This window comes from Vibrio splendidus (assembly GCF_002873455.1).
Classification (GTDB): Bacteria; Pseudomonadota; Gammaproteobacteria; order Enterobacterales; family Vibrionaceae; genus Vibrio; species Vibrio splendidus_J.
In genome coordinates this window covers 14,083-36,048 of the sequence record NZ_MCUN01000004.1, presented here as the reverse complement: position 1 = coordinate 36,048, position 21,966 = coordinate 14,083, and the positions used below count along the sequence as shown (strand labels likewise).

20 protein-coding genes are annotated in these 21,966 nt (G+C 42.4%); 2 read left to right on the top strand and 18 right to left on the bottom strand.

Going from position 1 to position 21,966, the window contains the following annotated elements; all coding sequences use genetic code 11:
* Positions 1 to 20: 20 nt before the first annotated feature.
* The 18 genes from BCU75_RS01835 to BCU75_RS01750 form a co-directional block, all read right to left on the bottom strand.
* The gene (locus tag BCU75_RS01835) at positions 21 to 4,130 is read right to left on the bottom strand and encodes a LamG domain-containing protein (protein WP_102472786.1); all 4,110 of its coding nucleotides are present in this window, start codon (positions 4,128 to 4,130) and stop codon (positions 21 to 23) included.
* Positions 4,120 to 4,545 carry an MSHA biogenesis protein MshP gene (locus BCU75_RS01830; RefSeq protein ID WP_076676232.1) on the bottom strand — a complete coding sequence of 142 codons (426 nt, stop codon included), beginning with the start codon at positions 4,543 to 4,545 and terminating at the stop codon, positions 4,120 to 4,122. Before BCU75_RS01830 ends, BCU75_RS01835 begins: the two co-directional genes overlap by 11 nt.
* Entirely contained in the window at positions 4,517 to 5,284 is a 768-nt protein-coding gene (locus BCU75_RS01825) for a PilW family protein (protein WP_076676234.1), read from the bottom strand. Before BCU75_RS01825 ends, BCU75_RS01830 begins: the two co-directional genes overlap by 29 nt.
* Positions 5,284 to 5,889: a type IV pilus modification PilV family protein gene (locus tag BCU75_RS01820; protein WP_076676236.1), complete on the bottom strand. Its 606-nt coding sequence runs from the start codon at positions 5,887 to 5,889 to the stop codon at positions 5,284 to 5,286. Before BCU75_RS01820 ends, BCU75_RS01825 begins: the two co-directional genes overlap by 1 nt.
* Positions 5,879 to 6,379 carry a prepilin-type N-terminal cleavage/methylation domain-containing protein gene (locus tag BCU75_RS01815; protein WP_076676238.1) on the bottom strand — a complete coding sequence of 167 codons (501 nt, stop codon included), beginning with the start codon at positions 6,377 to 6,379 and terminating at the stop codon, positions 5,879 to 5,881. Before BCU75_RS01815 ends, BCU75_RS01820 begins: the two co-directional genes overlap by 11 nt.
* A gap of 144 nt (positions 6,380 to 6,523) precedes the next feature.
* Complete coding sequence (locus BCU75_RS01810) at positions 6,524 to 7,003, bottom strand: type II secretion system protein (RefSeq protein WP_076676240.1); 480 nt, start codon at positions 7,001 to 7,003, stop codon at positions 6,524 to 6,526.
* 35 nt (positions 7,004 to 7,038) lie between these two features.
* Positions 7,039 to 7,614 carry a prepilin-type N-terminal cleavage/methylation domain-containing protein gene (locus tag BCU75_RS01805; RefSeq protein ID WP_076676242.1) on the bottom strand — a complete coding sequence of 192 codons (576 nt, stop codon included), beginning with the start codon at positions 7,612 to 7,614 and terminating at the stop codon, positions 7,039 to 7,041.
* A gap of 79 nt (positions 7,615 to 7,693) precedes the next feature.
* Entirely contained in the window at positions 7,694 to 8,149 is a 456-nt protein-coding gene (locus BCU75_RS01800) for an MSHA biogenesis protein MshF (protein ID WP_102472785.1), read from the bottom strand.
* A 3-nt stretch (positions 8,150 to 8,152) separates the two neighbouring features.
* Positions 8,153 to 9,376 (bottom strand): type II secretion system F family protein, encoded by a 1,224-nt coding sequence (locus tag BCU75_RS01795; protein ID WP_076676246.1) that lies wholly within the window; start codon positions 9,374 to 9,376, stop codon positions 8,153 to 8,155.
* A 12-nt stretch (positions 9,377 to 9,388) separates the two neighbouring features.
* Positions 9,389 to 11,113, bottom strand: a complete 1,725-nt coding sequence (locus BCU75_RS01790) for a GspE/PulE family protein (RefSeq protein ID WP_054541400.1) — start codon at positions 11,111 to 11,113, stop codon at positions 9,389 to 9,391.
* Complete coding sequence (locus tag BCU75_RS01785; protein WP_076676248.1) at positions 11,103 to 12,254, bottom strand: tetratricopeptide repeat protein; 1,152 nt, start codon at positions 12,252 to 12,254, stop codon at positions 11,103 to 11,105. Before BCU75_RS01785 ends, BCU75_RS01790 begins: the two co-directional genes overlap by 11 nt.
* Positions 12,255 to 12,256: 2 nt before the next feature.
* A complete protein-coding gene (locus BCU75_RS01780) occupies positions 12,257 to 13,096 on the bottom strand; it encodes an ExeA family protein (RefSeq protein ID WP_076676250.1) in 840 nt (279 codons plus the stop codon).
* Positions 13,097 to 13,149: 53 nt separating this feature from the next.
* The gene (mshL, locus tag BCU75_RS01775; RefSeq protein ID WP_076676252.1) at positions 13,150 to 14,787 is read right to left on the bottom strand and encodes a pilus (MSHA type) biogenesis protein MshL; all 1,638 of its coding nucleotides are present in this window, start codon (positions 14,785 to 14,787) and stop codon (positions 13,150 to 13,152) included.
* A gap of 15 nt (positions 14,788 to 14,802) precedes the next feature.
* Positions 14,803 to 15,135 carry an MSHA biogenesis protein MshK gene (locus tag BCU75_RS01770; protein ID WP_076676254.1) on the bottom strand — a complete coding sequence of 111 codons (333 nt, stop codon included), beginning with the start codon at positions 15,133 to 15,135 and terminating at the stop codon, positions 14,803 to 14,805.
* The gene (pilO, locus tag BCU75_RS01765; RefSeq protein WP_102472784.1) at positions 15,128 to 15,775 is read right to left on the bottom strand and encodes a type 4a pilus biogenesis protein PilO; all 648 of its coding nucleotides are present in this window, start codon (positions 15,773 to 15,775) and stop codon (positions 15,128 to 15,130) included. Before pilO ends, BCU75_RS01770 begins: the two co-directional genes overlap by 8 nt.
* Entirely contained in the window at positions 15,775 to 17,217 is a 1,443-nt protein-coding gene (locus tag BCU75_RS01760) for an MSHA biogenesis protein MshI (RefSeq protein WP_102472783.1), read from the bottom strand. The genes pilO and BCU75_RS01760 overlap by 1 nt, the downstream gene beginning before the upstream one ends.
* A gap of 2 nt (positions 17,218 to 17,219) precedes the next feature.
* Positions 17,220 to 19,235 carry an RNase E specificity factor CsrD gene (gene csrD / locus BCU75_RS01755; protein ID WP_102472782.1) on the bottom strand — a complete coding sequence of 672 codons (2,016 nt, stop codon included), beginning with the start codon at positions 19,233 to 19,235 and terminating at the stop codon, positions 17,220 to 17,222.
* A gap of 161 nt (positions 19,236 to 19,396) precedes the next feature.
* Entirely contained in the window at positions 19,397 to 19,957 is a 561-nt protein-coding gene (locus BCU75_RS01750; protein WP_102472781.1) for a single-stranded DNA-binding protein, read from the bottom strand.
* Between the two features lie 278 nt (positions 19,958 to 20,235).
* Between BCU75_RS01750 and BCU75_RS01745 the strand changes: the two genes are divergently transcribed.
* Positions 20,236 to 20,883 (top strand): LuxR C-terminal-related transcriptional regulator, encoded by a 648-nt coding sequence (locus BCU75_RS01745; RefSeq protein ID WP_102472780.1) that lies wholly within the window; start codon positions 20,236 to 20,238, stop codon positions 20,881 to 20,883.
* Between the two features lie 157 nt (positions 20,884 to 21,040).
* Positions 21,041 to 21,913 (top strand): UTP--glucose-1-phosphate uridylyltransferase GalU, encoded by an 873-nt coding sequence (galU, locus tag BCU75_RS01740; RefSeq protein WP_076676265.1) that lies wholly within the window; start codon positions 21,041 to 21,043, stop codon positions 21,911 to 21,913.
* Positions 21,914 to 21,966 lie beyond the last annotated feature (53 nt).

Below are 21,966 nucleotides of genomic sequence, written 5' to 3'. Positions count from 1 at the left end.
GCAAAATACAATAAGTGAAATTAGTTTTGTTCACTCCACCAAATCACGCGATCACTGCCTCTGTACAAACCAAAACGAACTTCAGACGATATAGTATCGTCAAAAATACCATCTTGATTATAATCGTTTCTCAACCACGGAAACGCCCCAAAGCCAAGCGTACTTTCTAGAGTTCCTCGATTCCCCTCACCAGGCGCACTGTAAGATATATATCCCTCGCCATTCTGAATAATAGGCGTCGTGTCTATGGTAGCGGCGGTAACACCACCTCCAATGGGTAGAGCATTTGAATCATTACCAACATCAAAGCTCAAGTCCGCCACCGAAAAGTCACTGCAAGAGTCACTGGTATTCGTTTTAAAGCTTGCACCATCAAAATAGTAGCTTGTTACAGCAGATTGCACCCTTGAAATTTCAGGGCCAAAAGTATCTGCGATAACTAAATACCCCCAACGTTGACGTTGTGAATCAGAGACAGGAAAATCGAAATCCGTGCAAGAGGCACTTCCATTCGTTTGATAGCACACACCATCAAGATCTCTTGTGTCATCAACAGCTAAACGAACGATAACCCCTTCATTGATTGGCTCAAAGGGAGTCAATGGTTTCACATAAGCTATGTGAGCGTCTTCTAAACTTGCCAATTGAAGTTTAGAGTCGAAAGTGACTTGTCCAGGCCAAGCAAAACCTTGGGTTTGAACAACTTTACTGGGATCAGTATCAATAATTGACAATGTTGAACTTTCTGGCCCAAAAGTTCTAAAGTTCCAAGGGTTAGCATATCGCCACCAACCATCAATTTTATAATTAAGCGTTTCTTGCTCTCCGTTACTGCCCACGTTGTCAAACGACCGTCCAGTAACCGTTAATTCAGGTAAGCTGCTGAACTCCATAGCTTGTCCTAAATATGTAAATGTTGAACAAGCTTCAGTAAAACTCGGTGTGTTGCCATTCAGATGAAGATAATAAGGTGTAAACCGCCCCACAGAGCCAGTTTGTGCACCTTGAACTGTAAATGAGTTGCTGCCTAAGTAGGAAGGTAACTCTTCAACTAAAAAGTTAAAAATACCTACTTCAGAAACACTTTGAGCGACAGAGTTAATCCCAGAACTAATAGCGGTATGACTGTAAGAAATATTACCAAGTAAACCAAGTTCTGTACCGGTAACTACTGGAGCCTTAAGTTCATGACTCAAGGCAATATCTTGTGAGCTAAAGTTAGGAGTAACGACTCCAGTATCGCCCGAAGCCCAAATATTTAATGTAAAAGCTTCACCGGCTTTCGCAAAAACGGAGCAACTTAAATCTTCGGTTACACAAGAGCCATTATTTCCAGCTGTATTTTTAGCTTGTATATTGAGCTGCTTAGGGAAGCTTACGAACTGAGTACTCCCTCGCATATCCAATCCAAGTTCACCCTGAGAACCTTCATACTGAGCATTAAGTTGTAACTTTCCTGCGTCAATATAACTAACATCAAACTCTGCTTCCCCATAATTATCAAAATCAACGGCAAAGACTTTTGGGGAAGCGCTGTTCATTGCCAGATCTTTTTTAACACTGCCAACTTCTAAACCAATAATAGGACTACCAATAATTACAGAAGAATCGGGGGTAATGTACTTACCAAAGAATTCGATATTCTTTGAAGTGTTCTGGAAGCTTGGTAAACACCTTTGAGCATCATCAGAGCTTTTGACCGCTTTAATACGACCAGTTACTGCTCTGCCAGCGATTTTATCGGGCACATCTAGAACAAAGCCACTCTCATAAAACTCAATACTACAGTTACCGCTACCTAAGTCCCCTCCAGCACTTGAACACAATGTTCCCCCTCCAGGCTTAACCGCAGGTTCAGAACTAATAACGCCAACGTTTAAATAACCTGCAGTATTCTTACGAACTGAATATATTCCTGTACCACCAGATAACTGAATTTGATTACCGCCAACCCAGCCTCCACCATCTGTTACGGCTTCAGGAGATAAAGTGACATCAACATCTCCGGTCACCAGCTCTGAACAGGATTCATTAGCGCACGCACGAATCGTCACTTCTTCTGCGTTACATGTTAGCTCACTACCGGAATGTTCCAACTCAAAGTGGTCAATCGAATTATCCGGCACATCTGAACATAAATGCGTTTGGTCATATAAATACAATATTTTATTATTATCAAATGGTTTATCAAAGATTTGAACCTCATCGATATAACCATCAAAAGCCCGCCCTGAAAAATCCTGGTCTTGTCCTATTTGTAACGGTTTAGGATTATTTACCAATGTTCTATTTGCATTAATTAAAAGCTCCCCCTTTTCCTCTCCGTTAATAAATATACTAGCCAGAGATTTATTATTGCTATAATTTTCAGAGTCGTATCTAATCGTAATAAATGACCACTTGTTTATTGGAATACTAACTTCACTTGTTAATGTTCTTGTTCGAGCGTTTCCGTTTCCATTTTTGTTTTTATCTTGCCACCACCAAAATATTTTCCCTGACGAATTCAAATGAAATTCATAGTTGTTGTCTTTTGATAAAATAGAATACAAACCGGACCTAGGATAACTAGCAGGTTTAACCCAAGCTGATATTGTGAAGTTTTTATCTATATTTAAACGACTATCATGAGGTATATTAACATATTGATTTAAATCATTATTAAAGCCTCCAAAACCACAAGTCCCAAAAGAATCCATAGTTGGGATCGCAGATGATTCTGATACAGGTTCTGATGTTGCTCCATTCACCGATTGACCATGTAATTGATTACCAGAGCTGTCTACTACTTCATTGCTTGAGCCATTCCAGGATGTTTCATCTAAATGATATAGAGCAATCGGATCTGGTAACTCTTCCACCCCACATGCGTTTTCTGGCACGGTTTGATATGAGCATCTCCCATCTACACTACTGTTCGAATTAACAAATACCGTTCCTTTGTCTTTCGGCCCGGCGGTGACATCGCCGACAACATGAGTTGTTGTTCCAAGTACTATGTCATTCTCGGAACTATCAATATCACCCGTTATACTAGAGATCGTTGAAGATACATCTGTCCCGTTACTTAAACGGTTAATGTTAATTGCTTTCTTAGCTATAACATTGTCGGTCACATTAGTACTAACCAATCGAACTGATTCATCACGGCTCACCACTTGCCCACCGACTTCAGTTCTTGTATTTGTAGCGTAGGTACCGTTGTTCAATACGTTAATGTTAACGGAAAGCTTCGCGTCAACTTCATCGGTGACAGTAGCATTTAGAATTCGAATTGAATTGTCACTGCTTTTTACTTTCCCGCCGACACTAACATCGCTGTTAGGCACATAAGCACCATTACTTAATTCATTAATATTGACCGACTGTTTCGCATCTACATCATCAGTTATGCTAGCGTTTATAATTCGAATTGAATTATCACTGCTTTTTACTTTTCCTCCAACGCTAACGTGGCTATTAAAAACATATGATTCATTGCTTAAAACATTTATATTAATAGATTGTTTCGCATCTACATCATCATCAATTCGCGCATCGACTACTCGAATAGAACTGTCGTGACTTTTAATCTTTCCTTCTATAATAGATGCACGTGAAGCAGCAAACGCTCCATTACTCCGTACATTGATGTTCACCGACTGTTTAGCATCTACATCACCACGCACATCTGTATTTATCATTCGAATTGTGCTGTCCGAGCTTTTCACGTTACCGAGTATGAAAGAATAATGATTACTGTTATAGCTGCCGTTAGCGTATTCATTGATGACTATAGACTGTTTAGCTTCCGCTGCACCATAAATGACCGTATCAATAATTCTTAAGTGACCATCTGTACTTTTTACAGATATCCCACTAAAACTTGGATTACCAATGATATTGGATTCAAAATAGATGTTATTTTTGACTTCTAATTTTGATGTTTTATAAGCAATAATTTCATCGCCACTTTGCAGAGTCAGTGAACCATCACATTCATACTTGCTTCCGTTGATATCCCAATTTCCAGTACAAGGAGGTAGTGGATACCGATTAGGCCAATTGTAATTTGTTAGATAATAATACGCGGCTGCAGACTGAAATGAGACTAGCAACATAGATACTAATATAAATACTCTAGCTATCATCACGAAGTCCAACCTCTATTATTCTTTGTAAAACCAAGCTCCCAACCGAACAACTTCCTTTCGAGGTTAGTTGATATACATTGATACCATTGTCCAAAATTCCAATAGATTTACAACTGACCTCCGTTACACATTGAGCCAACCCTTCACCTGAAAAGCTTATGCTTTGCGGGGTAGAAGCATGACAGCTACCTTCTATCGTGGTTTGATAAAAACGGCTAATTTCTATTTGTGCACCAGAGCGCGCAGCCATTTCAGCCCGAGTACCGATCAGGGTTGAAATTAATTGCTCACTGTTACGTTGTTGGTTCTGATTAGCAACCATCGCAGCCGAAGCCATAACCACTAGTATGAAAACAACTAGGATTAAACTTCCTCCCGTTTGTTTACGGAGCGTTATAGATAAGGGCATCATGGACAAACTGAATCTCCTCTCCTTTATCAGTAAACAACATTTCAAGTCTAATTAGCCCATTCCTTTGCAATTCAGGCGCTAAGCTTTGAAAATCTGCGTTTTTTACCTTCTCAGCCATCAGTACGCCATTACCTAGTGCTTCTGGGGAAAGTGATGAGCGAGACAATGCATAATTAGCATAACGAAAAATACTAGAGTTGACGTGACAATAAGCTATGGGGGAAAGATAAAAATAAAGGCGTTTACCTGGAGAGTTAATCTCAAAACCTGTAGCTTGCGTTAACTCAACGTCAACCATCATCGCAGCAGAGGCAGTGAAATCGACATTCTCTTTTACCTCTGCAATTTGACCTTCTGTCGTTGGATCAAGACGCATCGCATTCGGGTCGTTAGGATAAACAATAACTCGCTCCCCTTGAGAAATGCTTTTGCCTATTGGCAATACTCGTATCACTGCTGATTTTGCTTCTGGCGCCGGAAGTTCTTGATAAATGGCACTATTGATGATGGGCAAAAATTCAATACAATCATTTTCAATCAAAATACTGTTAGGGACGGCTTCTCTTAATTCTCGAGTCAATCGCTCCGTGACAAATTTACCTTGTTGTATCAAAGCTTCACGAGCGGTGCTATCAGCATAAATCCCCATACCTTGTTGGATAATATTTCCTAGAAATAGCCCAACAATAGAAAGTAGTAGAATGGTAATAATCATCTCTATCAGTGTAAAACCGCGCATTAAAAATTCCCTTTAATCGCAGAAAAAGGATAGCGGTTTCCCTGAGTATCAATAATCACAACTTCAACTCGTTTATAGTGTGTACGGCTAATCGATGGCTCACCAGACATCATCAAAGTATTGCCACTGACAACAGCAGCATCATAAAAGACATCTATTTCAACGTTGAAATTACGATAACCCGCATCACTGAGATCACTATCAAGAACATCTTCGACGCGCCCTCTAAGGCCATGAAAATCATCAACATCATTAGCCAAGCTCTTTACCAGTACACCATTAACGTCAGTTTCTCCATTTTCAGGCCCTAAATCATTAGGTAACGTGCATAATTGTTGACTAGGAGTAGACATCGTTGAGACTGCACATTCAGGCACTCCGCCGTTCACGCCTGAAAAGTGGTCATACCCTCGCCCCATTACTTCATCAAGCACGGAGCGACCAAGATCAGCAGCTTTAACTGATGTTATTTGTTCCGCCGTCTGAATTGAACGCGGGTACAAAGAGGCAGTAAGTCCAGCAAGAGCAAAACCAATAAGAGTAATCACAATGACCATTTCTATTAGGGAAAAACCTTGGGGGCGTTTTTTTTGTTTAACATCCATAGATATATCCTTCAGTGTTAATGCACACTGAAATTGAATCATCGTTGACAGTCGAAGATATCTCAAGCTGACAATTCGACATTAAACATTGCAGAGCTCGGCCCGAACTATCAAAATCAAGGTACGGAACATTGGTATCAGTTTGTAGCTTAAAGGCCACTTTATTCTGTGTGCCATCAACAAAACTGGGATCTGTAACGTCAGAAGGAAATACCTTGGAACACATATCTTCAACACTAGAGGGAGACACCTGAATAGCTTGAGTTTGGTTTGGATTTAACAGCCAACGGTTACAATAATCCGAACGATTCATCGCACGGTTTTGTACTAATCGTAATGCGGCTAACACTTCGCTTTGAACAAGATAGGTAGAAAAAGAAGAGGAGCCAACATAACGGCTAGATGCGAACAGGGAAACAATACCAATCAATATAATAACGATGATCAGCTCTACCAGAGTAAAGCCTTTGGGTGTGGGGCTGTTATCCATAATGAGCCTCTAACTGACTAGCGAACACTGATTATACAAGATAACGAAGCTTACGCTCTTATGTATATGAATAGTTTTGATATTTATGTGCTTTGGATAGAAAAAAGGCCAGCACTCATGCTGGCCTAGAAAAATCTAGTCAAGTTATTGGGTTACAGTACATTCCGTAGCAGTGTCTGTTACAACAATTACAGGCGCTGTATTTTTATCTTTAGCCTCAGTATATTTTACACAACTGGTTGTGTAATCTTTAATACCAAACGTTACAACAGTGCCCGCTGTAACATCTTTAATAAATTCAAAATCTTCACCAACACCAACACCCTGAACAATTGCAGAAATCGCTGTAGATGATGCTTCTGGGTAACCAAAAACTGTCTCAATACTTTGCGTACCCACACCAGTACTAACTGCGCCAGAAGTAGATTCAATACCTGCGATTGCAGCCTTGCCGTAAATAATGCCCGAAGCACCTTGAATAGCACCAGCTAGACCTTCAAGAGTAGCGTTCTTCGCATCATCTTGCAGGTTCAAGAAACGTGGTGCCGCAGTTACAGCAAGAATACCTAGAATAACAATTACAACCACTAGTTCGATTAGGGTGAAACCGCCTTGTCTTTTCATAGTTAAGCTCTCTCTATGTTTAATTTTACGCAGACTTACTGCAAAGTTACGGTCACACGACCAGTTTTAATTTCGTAAACAAATTGGTGCTCGGTATTACCTTCTAACTGAATGTAAGTACACGTTGCATCACCTGAATTCGCTTGCGCTGAATATTTGTAATTTGAGTCGTTAGCGACATCTGCCACTGCACCTACTTTAGGTGGATTTTGCAGCAAGTTTTCCATCAACTCAGAACATGTTTTATCTGAAATATCTTGTGGCGCGGTGCCCGAATTATTATTTAGAGTCCACGGATAGCCATCTCGAAAGTCAGTATCGACGTTGCTACTGTTCTTTGATCTTGTTAACCAAAAATCAACACCATCATAATTTACAGTATTGTATGTTTCAACACCTATCTTCTCAGATGGCCTAGCTTCAGCTTCCCACTGTGCTCTCGCCGACAAAACTGCGGTTGCAAAACCACCAGCGACGCCTTCAATGCTTGATTTCTTAGCTTCATCTGTCACATCGAGAAAACGAGGTAAAGCAGCTACCGCCAATAAACCAACGACCACGATCACTATGACTAATTCGACAAGGGAGAAACCCTTTTGATTCTTAAGCATTTTCTACCTACTCATCTAATTATTAACGCGCATTATACATTCACGCTCGTATAAAACCATACAAAAACTGTCAATATTTTCACAAAGCCAAAATATTGGCTTTCACACTAAACCGCTCTTTCTTGATTAATATATCTATCTGATACTTATCACTATAATGATAACTGCAATGAAACTGTATGTTATCACTTTTATCTTCAACACCTGGATAGCTGAGCCCAAAAATGCTCCCTTGAGGATACAATTGATCTAGCCAATAATTGCAGTCTCGCTCATCTCCTCGAATCGGCATCACCCAGCCTGTTCGGCTATAACGTTTAGGATGTTCCGTGTCATTGCCTTGCTCAGCGCCCGATAACAGATACTTCTGTTTGAACAGGTTTGCTTGCTCTAAAATTCGCTTACTCGCGACAATCAATGCCGTGTTAGTCGCTTCTTCTTCTACCGTCTTAAAGGCAGAGAGCACTCCCACAATAAGAAAAAGAATAACGACACTCCAAATAACAAAACGTGAGCGTTGTAGGTTATTTAGCATTCCCTAGCCTTTGATTGCATCCAGCATTCCCCACATCGGTAGGAAAATACCCAGAGCTAAGATCAGCACCATACCAGCCACAACCACCAATAGAATAGGTTCGATCCTTGCCGTCAAGGTCTTTAAGTCATAATCGACTTCTCGATCATAAAAATCTGACACCTCAAGTAACAGCTCATCAATACGACCTGTTTCTTCACCCACCGAAATCATTTGTATCACCAATGGTGTGAAAATTTCGCTGTTGATCGCGGTAGATGAAACCGTACTACCCGCTTCTATTGCCGCTTTCATAGCCTGAACTCGCAGTTCTAAAAAGCGGTTATCTAACGCCTCAGCCGATAACGCTAATGACTGATTCAATGGCACTCCCGCTTTCAACATCAATGCGAAAGTACGAGAGAAACGCGAAAGTAGTGCTCGATTCACTACCCCACCAATCACTGGTATTTTTAAGCGTAACCTATCCCACTTTTCTAGACCGTCATCTGTTTTCACCCATGCTTTAAAAGCAAAGATAAGACCAAAAATCACGCCAAGCATTAAGCCCCAGTAATTAACAAAGAACTCCGACATACCAATCAAAATACGAGTGGGTAGCGGTAGGTCGACGCCAAAACGTGCGAACATGCTAGAGAACTGAGGTATCACTTGTGTATTCAAGACAAACATAGCAACGGTTATAAAGGCGATAACAAACGTTGGATAACGCATCGCGGTCTTGATTCGCTTACGAGTTTCGACCTCTTGTTCGTAATATCCAGCTAATTGCAGCAAAGCTTGATCTAAACGACCGGTATTTTCACCAACCCCGATCATCGAGACAAATAACGGACTAAACACTTTTGGGTGCATCTGCATTGATGCCGATAACCCACGACCATTAGTTAGCTCAGCAACCACTTCTTCTAGCGCTGCTTTCAGCTGTTTGTTTTCACAATTTTGGGTTAGGCCTTTCATCGACCTCAGTAATGGAACACCCGCTTTGGTTAGACTGTATAACTGTCGACAAAATAGAACCAAGACTTCAAGAGGCACATTCGGTGAAAACAGGCTCGATACATCCATATCCAAGACTGAACCACCACTTTTACCAAGCTTGATTGAGGTGGGAATAATCCCCTTACTCATCAAACTTTCTGCAGCAAGATCTTCGTTATTCGCATCTAATTGACCCGTAACCTGGCTGCCATCAGAACTGCGACCTACATAACGATACGTTGGCATATCACTCTACCCCTACAGATAAATTGGGTCAGTAGCACCGGAAGCATCGCCTTCACCAAGGTGCATGATCTCATCGAGGCTCACGACACCTTGCAATGCTAGCTCCATCGCAGAAGCCAACAACGGTTTGTAGTTTTTAGACCGCCTTGCCGTTTGAGCAAAGCCAACCGCATCATTCGCTCTGAGTGCATCCATCATGTCTTGCTCTAGCTCCAACATTTCAAATACACCAATACGCCCGCGATAACCGGTTAAATTACAGTTTTGGCAACCACGACCTTTCATAAACGGTACAGCTACTTGATTTGGGAAACGTACGCTCAACCACTGCTTACGAGGTTCATCCAATTCATCCTCAACCTTACAATCAGTACACACTTTGCGAACCAATCGCTGTGCCACTACCGCTCGAACTGCACTCGCGACCAAATAGCCTGGGGCGCCCATATCCATCATACGTAGCGCACTGTCTACTGCATCATTGGTATGCAACGTACTTAAAACTAAGTGACCAGTCAGTGCGGCTCTCAAACCAATCTCAACGGTTTCGTGGTCACGCATCTCACCAATAAGGATGATATCGGGATCCTGACGAAGAAAAGTTCTGAGGATAGTAGAGAAGTCGAGATTGATCTTAGGGTTTACCTGAACTTGGTTCACACGAGGAAGACGGTATTCCACCGGATCTTCCGCGGTAATTATCTTTTTGCCCGGCTCGTTTAATTCGCTTAACGCACCATAAAGGGTGGTTGTTTTACCTGAACCTGTAGGACCAGTAACTAAGATCATGCCATGTGGGCGGCGTAACTGTTGACGAAGTCGAACCAACAAATCACTTGGTATACCTGATGCTTCCAATTTACGCAGGCCGGCTGATTGGTTGAGAAGACGCATAACCACGGACTCACCGTGCTGCACTGGCATAGTCGACATACGAATATCAACAGACTGACCTTTGGCTCGAATGTTAAAACGACCATCTTGAGGAAGACGTTTCTCTGAGATATCAAGATTTGCCATCAGCTTCAAACGCAGTACAAGTGCAGAGGCAATATTCACTTCATTCAGCAGTGTTTCATGCAGCACGCCATCAATACGCTGACGAAGACGCAATACGTTTGAATCTGGCTCAATATGAATATCAGATGCACCGACTTGGATTGCATCTTCAAATAGCGAATTTATCAGCTTAACGACCGTAACTTCGTCACTGTCTTCACCAGCAATATCAAAATCAAAGGCATCATTGACTTGGTGTTCTGCATGAAGCTGCTCGGCGAAAGAAGCAATTTCTTTGGTTCGACGGTAATAGCGATCAAAGCCATCCACTAATTGTCTTTCTTGAGCGACAACGAATTCAAGCGCGTAGTCACCCAATTGCCCAAGCAAAGATTCCTGAGCAAACAAATCCGCAGGATCACTCATGGCGACACGTAACGTATCGCCTTGTCGTCCAATCACCAATGCACGAAGGCGACGAGCATGTACTTCAGGTAAAAGCTGCACCGCCTCAACATCAACAACGGCTCGACTTAAATCAATGAGAGGAATAGCGAGTTGCTGAGACAAGAAACTCAACATCTGTTGTTCTGACAAGAAACCAAGCTCAATCAGCGCATCACCTAGCTTACGACCGGTACTTTTTTGAGCAGCAAGAGCTTGTTCAACTTGGGCCTCAGTAATGATTCCCTCTTCGACGAGCAAATCACCTAGCCTTTTTCTTAATCTAATTTGCATCGCCACTCTCCTCTAAAGCTTTGATTATTTTTAAGCGGTCACGCACAAAGTTTTGCGATTGAGATGAAATTCCAACTCTGGTTAAGGCACCTTGGTATGACTCTTTTGCAGCAGAGAAATCAAGCTGACGCTCTTGTTGAATCGCAAGACCAAGCCACCAGCGAGCATTGTCTGAATCAACCTCGACTAACTTTTGGTAACTCTCGAGCGCGATGTCTTCTTGCTGAGATTTTTGACTTAATGCCGCACGCATTGCCAAATAATCCTTGGTTGGACTTGGCGGTAAGTGTACTAATGGACTCAAAGCGGCTTCTGCTTGATTTGCTTTGACTAGCAGTTTTGATAAACCTAGGCGCAGCTTTTCACTATTGGTATTAAGTTTGATACCTGATTGATAAAGCTCATAGGCTTTACGAGTATCGCCCTTACCAAAATAGAGAATTGCGAGTTTCTGACGGACATCTTCATTTCGTGGCGTATAGCGTAGAGCTTCGGTATAGCCTTTCAACGCACCAGTAAGATCGTTCGCATCAAGCGCTTTCTGAGCTCGCCCTTGTGCATTCTCCGATAATTGCTCAGGCGTTAGCTCTACCTGTTCAATCAACATTTCGCTATTTGCTGAGCTGTCAGAAGATTCTATTTCATTAGAGATAGGGACCAGATCTTTCTTTGCCACGCTAGCAACGTAAATCGGTTGGGGAACTTCAGTCTTAGTCGTTTTTGGCGCACTTAACGGTTTAGACGCAACGTGGGGTTTTATCACTTTAGGAGTACTAGACGCTTTCGTTGACTTAGCTTGAACACTATTTGCCGCCACAGTGCTTTCTGCCGAGCGGGGCGTTACATCTAGCGTAACTAATTTCTTGGTTGGCGATGAGAGAGTTTGAGTAACAACATCCTGCATTTCTCTCGAACTCTCTACGACAGAAACCTGAACTTGTGTATCTCGAGTTGAGATTGAGTGTTCAACGGCAGGGCCTTGTGATATTGCCCACCCGCCCATAGCTAAGCTCAAAGTGAATCCTGCGACAACCCAAACCAATGGGGAGCGTGTTTTTACTTTAGGCACCACTGCCGCTTCTATCGAAGTCGCTGATTTTTTCTTTGCTAATTCAGACAAGGCGTTATTAATGACGCTCATAGTTAATTCCAACCCCACAGTATTGGCGTTTTAAATTTAGGCTTACATACATCGTAAGTTTCATGCATGGCTGAAAACAGGTGCTGGTTATCGATACGTTTCTTATCTTCACTGAACGAGAGCAAAAGAGCCTTGTGGCATAGTTGATTTATCAATCTTGGAATACCTAGCGATGAGCGACAAATCGCCTTTTTTTGATTCAAACTGAACAATTCAGAATTACCACCCGATTTAGCAATCCGATTATCAATATACGCCACCGTTTCATCGAGAGTCAGCGGCCTCAGTGTTGAACTAAACGTAATTCTTTGACGAAACTGCCTAAGGTGATAAGCCTCTAATCGAGCATCCAACTCAGGCTGCCCTAATAAAACAATTTGCAGCAGTTTTTTATCTTCAGTTTCAAGGTTACCGAACAACCTTAATGTTTCGAGAGCTTCATCCGATAGAGCTTGAGCCTCATCAAGAATAGCTACCACTCTTAAACCTGAGTTGTGTAACTCAATGAGCTTATGCTGAATGTTATCAACTAAGGTTGCTTCATTATCGATAGTCAAACCCAGTTCTTTAGCGACGGCTTGGCGTAAGTCAGCACCAGAGAGCACAGGGTTTGGTAGGTAAATAAGAGCAGTACAATCATTTAGATGATTGACCAACATCCGACAAACCATGGTTTTTCCAGTACCCACCTCTCCGGTGACCTTAATCACGCCTTCGCCCATTTCTAACGCCGAGATCACCGTCTGAATCGCTTCGAAATGAGGCGCTAAACCATAAAAGAAATCAGTATTCGGCGTTAAGGTAAATGGCAGCTGTTTAAACCCAAAGTGAGCTTGATACATAAGATGACCTAGCTTAGTTAGATGCTGCCAATCTACATTGAGAAAGTGAGCGATTACTCTTCATCAGGGAACCACTGCTGCAATAGATCTCGAGAACGCTCTAACTCATTTTGCCAAGTATTCACACCCACGATCGTTGGCTTAAGTAAGATTACAAGCTCCGTTTTTTGCGTTAACTGATTGGTATTACGGAACAAATGCCCTAAAGCTGGAATATCACCGAGAAATGGTACTTTAGAGGTAACATCAGTGGTGTTGGATTTCATTAACCCGCCAATCACAACCACATCGCCATCTTTGGCACGAATCACTGAGTCTGATTCTCGAATTGAGCTTTTCGCTAAAGGAAGCTGCACCAAACCCGTCGTTGAACCAAGGTTAAGCTCTTTCACTTCTTCCTCAACCTCAATAACGGCAGGGTGAACATGTAAGAATACCCCGCCTTTATCATCTATCTGAGGAGTTACATCCAAAGATATACCAGAGAAAAATGGGGTGAGTTCGACTTCAGGAGCCACATTCGCGTTATCACCACTACCGACCGAGCTAGATAAATCTGTTACGTAATATTCATCGGTTCCCACTTTGATAACCGCTTTCTGGTTATTCGCTGCCGTTACTCGCGGGCTCGATAGAACATTAAGGTCGCCTTGAGTATCCATAAAGCTCAAAACTGCTTCAAAGCTGCCATCTGAAATCGTTACGTTGGTCTGTCCGCCTAACAAGGAGCTGATTGCATCTAACGGCGGTAAAGTACTTGCCGGACGATCAATTACCACACCACCGCTGCCAATAGATTTCGATAAATTGGACCAGCTGATACCTTGCTGATAACCATCACTCAAGGTCACTTCCATGATTTTAGCTTCTAGGATCACTTGACGCTGCAGGCGTTTTTGAGAGATGCCTAAGAACTCTCGAACCTCACGAATTTCGTCAGGGTAAGCACGCACGGTAATCACACTCGCTTGCGGGGTCACGACAACGCTCTGCCCGTCACCAGAACCAATGAGGTGAGCAACGGCCGCTTCAAGCTGTGGCCAGAAATCACTTTCAGAGGTCGTTTCAATCTCTGTACCACCGTTCGATGTCGCATTCGATGAGTTAGAAGAATTAGATGAGTTCGACGAGTTAGAGTCTGAACTTGATGAGCTTGACGAATTGTTGTCTGAGTTCGAGATAGTGCCTGTGGTGATCGTGGTCAATGAGCGACCTGAACGCTTCACTTGTAAGTAATCAACCGGGATCGTAACCGTGCGCAGACCTGCAGGGTAAATCTGGATCACTTTGCCACGTTTCTCAATATCGTAGCCATACATATCCTGAGCGACAGCCAGTACCTCGTCTAACGTCACATCGGTCAGGTTTAAAGTCAGCTTCCCGGCAACGCTTGGGTGAATAGCCGCGCTGTATTCGGTGCCTTTTACTAAGCTAGCAAAAAAGGTTCTCGCTTCAACACCTTTAGCTTGAATACGAAAACGCTTAACCGTTTCCATACCCGGAGACATGGCATCCGAATTAAGCTGAGGCATCAAGTCATCTTGTACCGACGAAGGGAGATCACGAAGCGCTTTACTATTCGCTTCATTAATCGATTCGTTTAAAGACTCTTTGATCTCAACAGGATCTCGATGCCCCATCGAACAGCCGACTAAAGATGACACTAGGATTGCTACTACAAGTTTACGCATGTCTTCACTCTAACCTTAATTATTCTTAACATCTAAAGAGAACATCTCTAATTTCCACTGCTTAGAGCTTCTCTGCAGAGTGACGTATTCTGGATCTATGTTCTTAACTCGGTACCCTCTGATCGTTTCTCCTTGACCGAGAATCTGACCATTCATAATGGCATAGCAAGGTGTATCGCCTTTGCACACAATGCTTTCTAGAGAAGGTAAGCGGTAACGAGTTGGCGCCTTTTTAGCTGACGTTGTTTTTTGTTGTGGCGTCAACCAACCTAATGGCGCCGTAGGATCCTGTTCAGCCCAAGCCACTTGGCTAATAAAAAGTAATGACATCAAAAGAGTTCTAACCACCGATAAACTCCTGTCTAGTGCCTAGCGTGTAAACCTCGAACACCAGTCGAGCTTTAGGATATTCTTCAACTGAGTACTGAAATGTGCGCCAGTAATAACTGACAGGAAGAGACTCAAGCGCTTGTAGATAAGCTGAGATATCAAAGTAACTGCCGGTCAATTCCATTCTTACAGGGTGAAGAAAGTAGCCTGAGTATTCACTGGTCTCTTGATTATCCGAAATCGCTTCTGGTTTTAACGACTCTAGCGATTCGAGCTTAAGTCCGTTTCCGGCATTAAGAACGCTCTCCAATAGCTGAGACATTTGAGAAGGCGTGATCAGCCCATCGACAATCTGGGAAAGCTGAAGTGACAGGTCTTGGCTCTCCACCAGCAGTTTTTTGTACTCTCGATTAATCTCTTTGTCTGGGTCTTTGTTTAACTTCGCTTGAAGAACGAGCAACTCACCTTGCTGTCTCTGGTTTGACTGAGTCAGATTCATCGCCTTAGCATTTTTAGCCTGTAAATCGAGATACGCAGGCTCAACCAACAAGGTGAACAACAACATGGATAGGCCAATAAAACCACACACGAAAAGTAGCCATTTCTCTCTCTGACTTAATGCAAGAAACTTATCGCTGAGCTGGTTCCATTGCTGCATTATTTGCTCTCCCTGCGAGTACTTAACTCAAACGTCACCACGTCCTGATCATTGCGACCAATTTTTAGTTTTTCAAAAGCACGTCCAACTAAATTAAGCTCACTTTTAAACTGACCAATCCAATTAGGAACTACATTTGCATTACGAGCAAAGCCACTAAGATCTAAAGTATCGTGAGTCATGTAGATGTGCGAAAGAGAGATGTCATTTCGGCCTAATTTAGCTAAGGAATTCATGACGCCAGAATACCCGACTTGTTGAGATTCGTCGTATTGTCCGACCGCCTTCAACGCCTCTTTTTTAGCCTGAGTCTCACGTTTGAGACGCGCAACAGCCGCTACCTTCTCTGGAGACGGTTTATGCTGAGTTAACTTACTATTCAATTGGTTAACTTGCTTGTTAAGCTGACTCGATTCATGTTGCAAAGCTGTTAGAGCTTTATCTAGATTGGAAACTTGATACTGCATCACAAAGTAACCACCAAGCAGCAGCACACAAACTAGCCCCCAGCTCGCAACAACATTCGTCAGCGTAAAATATTCTTTCTTAGGCTTGAGATGTTCAGGGTAAAGATTGACGTTAAAAACAGTTTTTTCAGCCGCAAGCTTAACCAATAAGCTTTCTGAGTTTTCGCGCTCCCCCTCAACTAATAGAGAAACAGTAGAACTCAATGTGTTGTTTAACACACCTTGTAATTCAGCCTCATTTTCCTCATCACAGCAGATTTTCAACTGATGAAGTTGAGTACCTTTAATTTGAGAAGAAAGGTAATCAATCGAGCGTTGGAGTTCTAAGGCAAGACCATCTAACTGAAGAGCACTCGATGCAACCCCCGTTAAAGGCGGTACAACGCTGCGGATGGTTCTTTGAAAGCAAACGGTATTTTCAACAAACGCACCCAGCTTAAAGTGTGAATTGGCGCTGCGTTGTAAAAGGATGAAATTAGACAATTCGCCAGCACTGTAACCCCAGATTTCATCTTCAGGAGCAACACCACTGAGTTCTACCTGAGCTGAATGAGTAATATTCAGAAGTTTGTCTAACAGCTTTTTAGGCAAAACATACACTTGTAGCTTGTTCGACGTCGGAAGCGCGACCGCACTAGCGGTAATCTCTGTCACTCTTTCAGAAACAAGGTCTTTCAGTAAAAAAGGCAGGGCAACTGACCATTCGCTCTCTGGAATATCCGGTTTATCAATTTGGAAAGTTTGGTAGTAGTTAGCACAAACAATTAATTGCAAGCTGTTGCTAGTAAACGCCTCACTATTAAGCGATTTCTTCAGTGCGCTTTCCCAGTCACCGTTAACTACAGGAATACTGGTTACTTGATGTTCTTGCTCTGTCGATGAAATATAAATGGCGTCATTGCCCAGTAGGACAACTTGAGAACTACCTTTATTATTCGTTGGCTTTATCTTGTCTAAAATCGCTTTAAAATTCATTCTTAAGTACTACTCTTACGCCATCGATTTCTTCGTCCAACTTTTACAACAGATTCCGCTTTCGCGGCCTTTTCAGCTTGATTAGGCAAAGGGATAATTTGTTGTTCTTCGTCGAAATACCTCCCTTGATAGCCGTTAATGCCTAACTCTATCAAGGTATTCTTTTCTTGTTTTGTCTCGACTCCAACTGCAATAACTTGAGTTGGAGAGTCACCGCATGCACCAATTAAGCTTCGGACAAACAGTTGGTTCTCATGCCTTTGATCGATTTTCTTTATTAAGCTTCGATGAAGCTTAATGTAATTAACCTTTAAGTCCTTTATATAGTGAGTACTAACAATGGTTCGTCCAGCTTGGCCAACCACAATTTTACACCCTAAACCTCGCAACATCTTTGCCACCGGTCTCATATAATCAAGATGGGCAATCAAGTGCCCTTCTGGAAACTCAAACGCAAGCTGAGAGCGGTGTTGAGCAGAGAGCTGTAACAACTCACTTCTAAACCACTTAAAATGCTGTTTACTCGCAAATGGAGTAACATTGAGGTTGACCGAGTAATTGAGAGTCTGAGTTGACTCTTTCAGCGATTTCAACAAAACCTTTAGAACCGATTGGTCCATTTGAGCTTGATAACCCACTTGTTCTACCGCAGGCATAAATCGAGACGATTTCAATAAACCTTTATCAGGATCCTGAATTCTAGTGAATATTTCTCTATGTAATTCATTAACTTGACCCAACTCCGGGATAAGATAACATCGCTGAGCAAAGATTACTAAGTTTTCAGGAAGCAGGGCTTTATCCAGCAATGTTCTCCAGCGAACACTGCCTCTCTCAAGCTCATTTGTATTCTGCTTAGGGTAACGGCTCCAGTTATTAATGCGCTCCAGCTGGGCACTCTTTAATGCTGTTTCCGTTTCATCCATGATCTGGCTATGGCGCTCACCTTCGGTATACATGGTTACGCCAATATGGCACCAATTATCAGACTCTAAAGGTTCGGGTGGAGTTAGCTTGTCTAACTGTCTCAAGCATTGAGCGGCCAAGGTCGCAATATCTTTTGCCCCCTGATGTGGAACAAACACCGCAAAGTCTGCTTCGTAATAGCGAGAAAAAATAACATCAGGATAGCGTTGAACAATATTCGACAAGACTTCGCCAACTTCAATAATAAATCCGTCAGTGATTTGCTTGTCATTAGCATCATGAACTTGCTCCCATTCATCGATACGTATCAGTAACACACCACCTCGAGCACCGCTTTCATGTAAAGCCGATTCAAGCTTGTTATCGAATAGGACTCGGTTTGCTGTGCCCGTGAGTTTGTCTAGGAAAGTATGGGTACGAATAAAGGTATCAAAGCGGCTTCTTTCTTGACGAGCATCTTGTAACTCTTCGATCAATACATCCAAGGCTTCACTCGCCGTATATGGCCATTCAAGTTCATCTCCCTTTGCATGAGCCTCAACTTGCCCAGCTAAGATCATTCTTCCTCGCTCTTCCAAGATCTCAGAACCCATCAACTGTTCTTTCAACCAACGAACACCACGAGCCAGGCAGAATAGGATCAATGCAACAGCCAAAGTAATTGACCACATCGCTTCCATTGAGTAGCTATAACCAATATAAGGAGGCAGTGCTTTAAACTCGATTCGATAACCTTCATTTCGCTCTAGAATAAAGCTTCTTTCATAAAGACGGTTAGGATCAATTTGTGGGGAGGTATCTTTAAAACGATAAACGATGCCAGTCTGATTCGAGAGCTTCATCTCAACAATATTGCTTGCCTGCAACATTTTAGGCATCCAACGCTGCATCGAATACGCGGCGTCGGGATCTTCCATCTCTTTATCTACAACGTCGACAATACCAACCAAATAATGGTCTAAATATTCCTGTCCGATACGCTTAAAGGAAAGTGTGCCACCAATAAAAAGAATGAACATCGCACTGATCACTATCACAGTAACAAATGCGACCAATCGAGTGCTCAATTTTAGTGTCGGGGTATATCTCATGAATAACGAAATCCTTTTCAACTCACATTATACCGTATTGCTACTTATACTATAAATTGACGTTGTAAATAAAGCGTTAAGAATTCTAGGTAACAAAAAGCCGCGATAAACGCGGCTTTTTCCAATTTAATACTGTCTTTATAATATATTAAAAACTGGGCTTAAAATGGGATGTCATCATCAAAATCCATTGGCGGCTCATTATATTGAGGTTGAGCCTGCTGAGGAGCTTGTTGAGGTGCTTTCGGCTGCTGTTGAGCAGGAGCACTATATTGTTGTTGCTGTTGTTGTTGTGGCTGTTGTGGCTGACCCCAACTACCTTGCTGTTGGTTGTTACCCATACCACCTTGAGCAGGAGCACCGCTTTGAGCACGACCGCCAAGCATTTGCATTACACCGTTGAAGCCTTGAACAACGACTTCTGTTGTGTAGCGATCTTGACCGCTTTGATCTTGCCATTTACGCGTTTGAAGTTGACCTTCAATGTAAACTTGAGAACCTTTACGTAGGTACTCACCAGCAACTTCCGCTAGCTTGCCAAACAGAGCAACACGGTGCCATTCTGTTTTTTCACGCTGTTCGCCAGTTGCTTTATCACGCCATGACTCTGACGTTGCAATGGTAATGTTCGCTACTGCGCCGCCATTTGGCATGTAACGAATTTCAGGGTCATTACCTAGGTTACCCACTAATATAACTTTGTTAACTCCACGGCTAGCCATGATTTGCTCCGTCTAAATTCATAGTCTCAGAAAATTTTAGCGCACAAGAATAGCATGCTTTTCTGCAGTGATAAATCGCATTCCTATTCTCTCCTCACTACAAAGAATAAAAACGTAACAAATCATGATATTCAGAGCGATGTTGCTTTTTTCTCCACTTACAAACCACTCATTTACTTTAGGAATTGATATTCAACGCAAGTCACCATCAAGGTGCTAAAGAAGCCGAAGCATGCATGACAACGTGAAATCTAATCCAATCTAAACAAGGAGTTTCAATGAGAAAGTCTCGATACGCTCGCACTTTACACTTTCTATGCATCGACCCAAGCGACAACTATCTACATGTAAAAGAAATAGAAAAGCACTTATCTATTATCCTTTATAAGATGACACCGGACGATTTGATGTTATTTGATCGAAAGCAGAGCAACCGAATTTTACTGGTTGATTACAAAGAGGTGCCTCGATTAATCAACCTTCATCCAAATTTACCCGTAATGTGGAAAAATCATGAGATCATTCTATTCAACGTCCCCAAAGCTCTTCCCACATCGGAGTTGATTACGTTTGGCGTATTAAAAGGTCTCTTTTATAACTCTGAAGAGAAAGCCAAAATAGCGAAAGGGCTTGAAGAGGTAATCAATGGAGACAATTGGCTACCTAGAAAAGTGGCAAGCCAATTGTTGTTCTACTATCGAAACATCGTGAACACCAATACAACCCCCACCAATGTCGACTTAACCATTAGAGAGTTGCAAGTGATTCGCTGCCTTCAATCAGGCTCATCAAACACTCAAATAGCCGATGATTTGTTTATTAGCGAATTCACGGTTAAATCTCACCTTTATCAGATATTCCGTAAACTGGCCGTTAAAAATAGAGTCCAAGCCATTGCATGGGCAAACCAGAATCTACTTGCATAATTGATCAGCCTCTTAAACTGACGATAATTTTGAGGGAAGCTCTAGTAAACCATACGGATTGTTGCTGAATTTTCGACATAACTTATGCTAGAGTTGCCCTCAGAAATATCAGCCATTCAGGTTGAATCAATAATTATTATAGATAAAGGGTCTTATCATGATCAAAAAGTGCCTTTTCCCGGCAGCTGGCTACGGTACACGTTTTTTACCTGCAACTAAGTCAATGCCCAAAGAAATGATGCCTGTAGTAAACAAACCTCTGATTGAATACGGCGTTGAAGAAGCGATCGAAGCCGGTATGGACGGCATGTGCATTGTTACCGGTCGTGGTAAGCACTCATTGATGGATCACTTTGATAAGAACTACGAACTTGAGCACCAGATCAGCGGTACAAATAAAGAAGACCTGCTGATCAATATCCGTGAGACAATTGAAGCAGCAAACTTCACCTACATTCGCCAACGTGAGATGAAAGGCCTTGGCCACGCTATCTTAACGGGTCGCGAGCTTGTGGGTGATGAACCATTCGCAGTCGTGCTTGCCGACGACCTTTGTGTTAACGAGCAGCAAGGCGTACTTGCTCAGATGGTTGCGTTATACAAACAGTTTCGATGTTCAATCGTTGCGGTACAAGAAGTACCTGAAAACGAAACACACAAATACGGTGTTATCTCGGGCGAGATGATCAAAGACGACCTTTTCCGCGTTGATGACATGGTAGAAAAGCCAGAGCCAGGTACTGCACCAAGCAATCTAGCAATCATTGGCCGTTACATTTTGACTCCAGATATCTTTGAGCTTATCGAGCAAACTGAACCAGGCAAAGGTGGCGAAATCCAGATCACTGATGCATTGCTAAAACAAGCAAAAGCAGGCTGCGTATTGGCTTACAAATTTAAAGGCCAACGTTTTGACTGCGGTAGTGTTGAAGGCTATATCGAAGCAACAAACTACTGCTTTGAAAACCTATACAAAAAAGACCAGCAACAAATCGAGCTAGGTAAGCACACAACAACAAAAGAAGCTTAATCGCTAATTTTGGCTTACTCGCTGTTTAGCTGTTTAGCTGTTTAGCTGTTTAA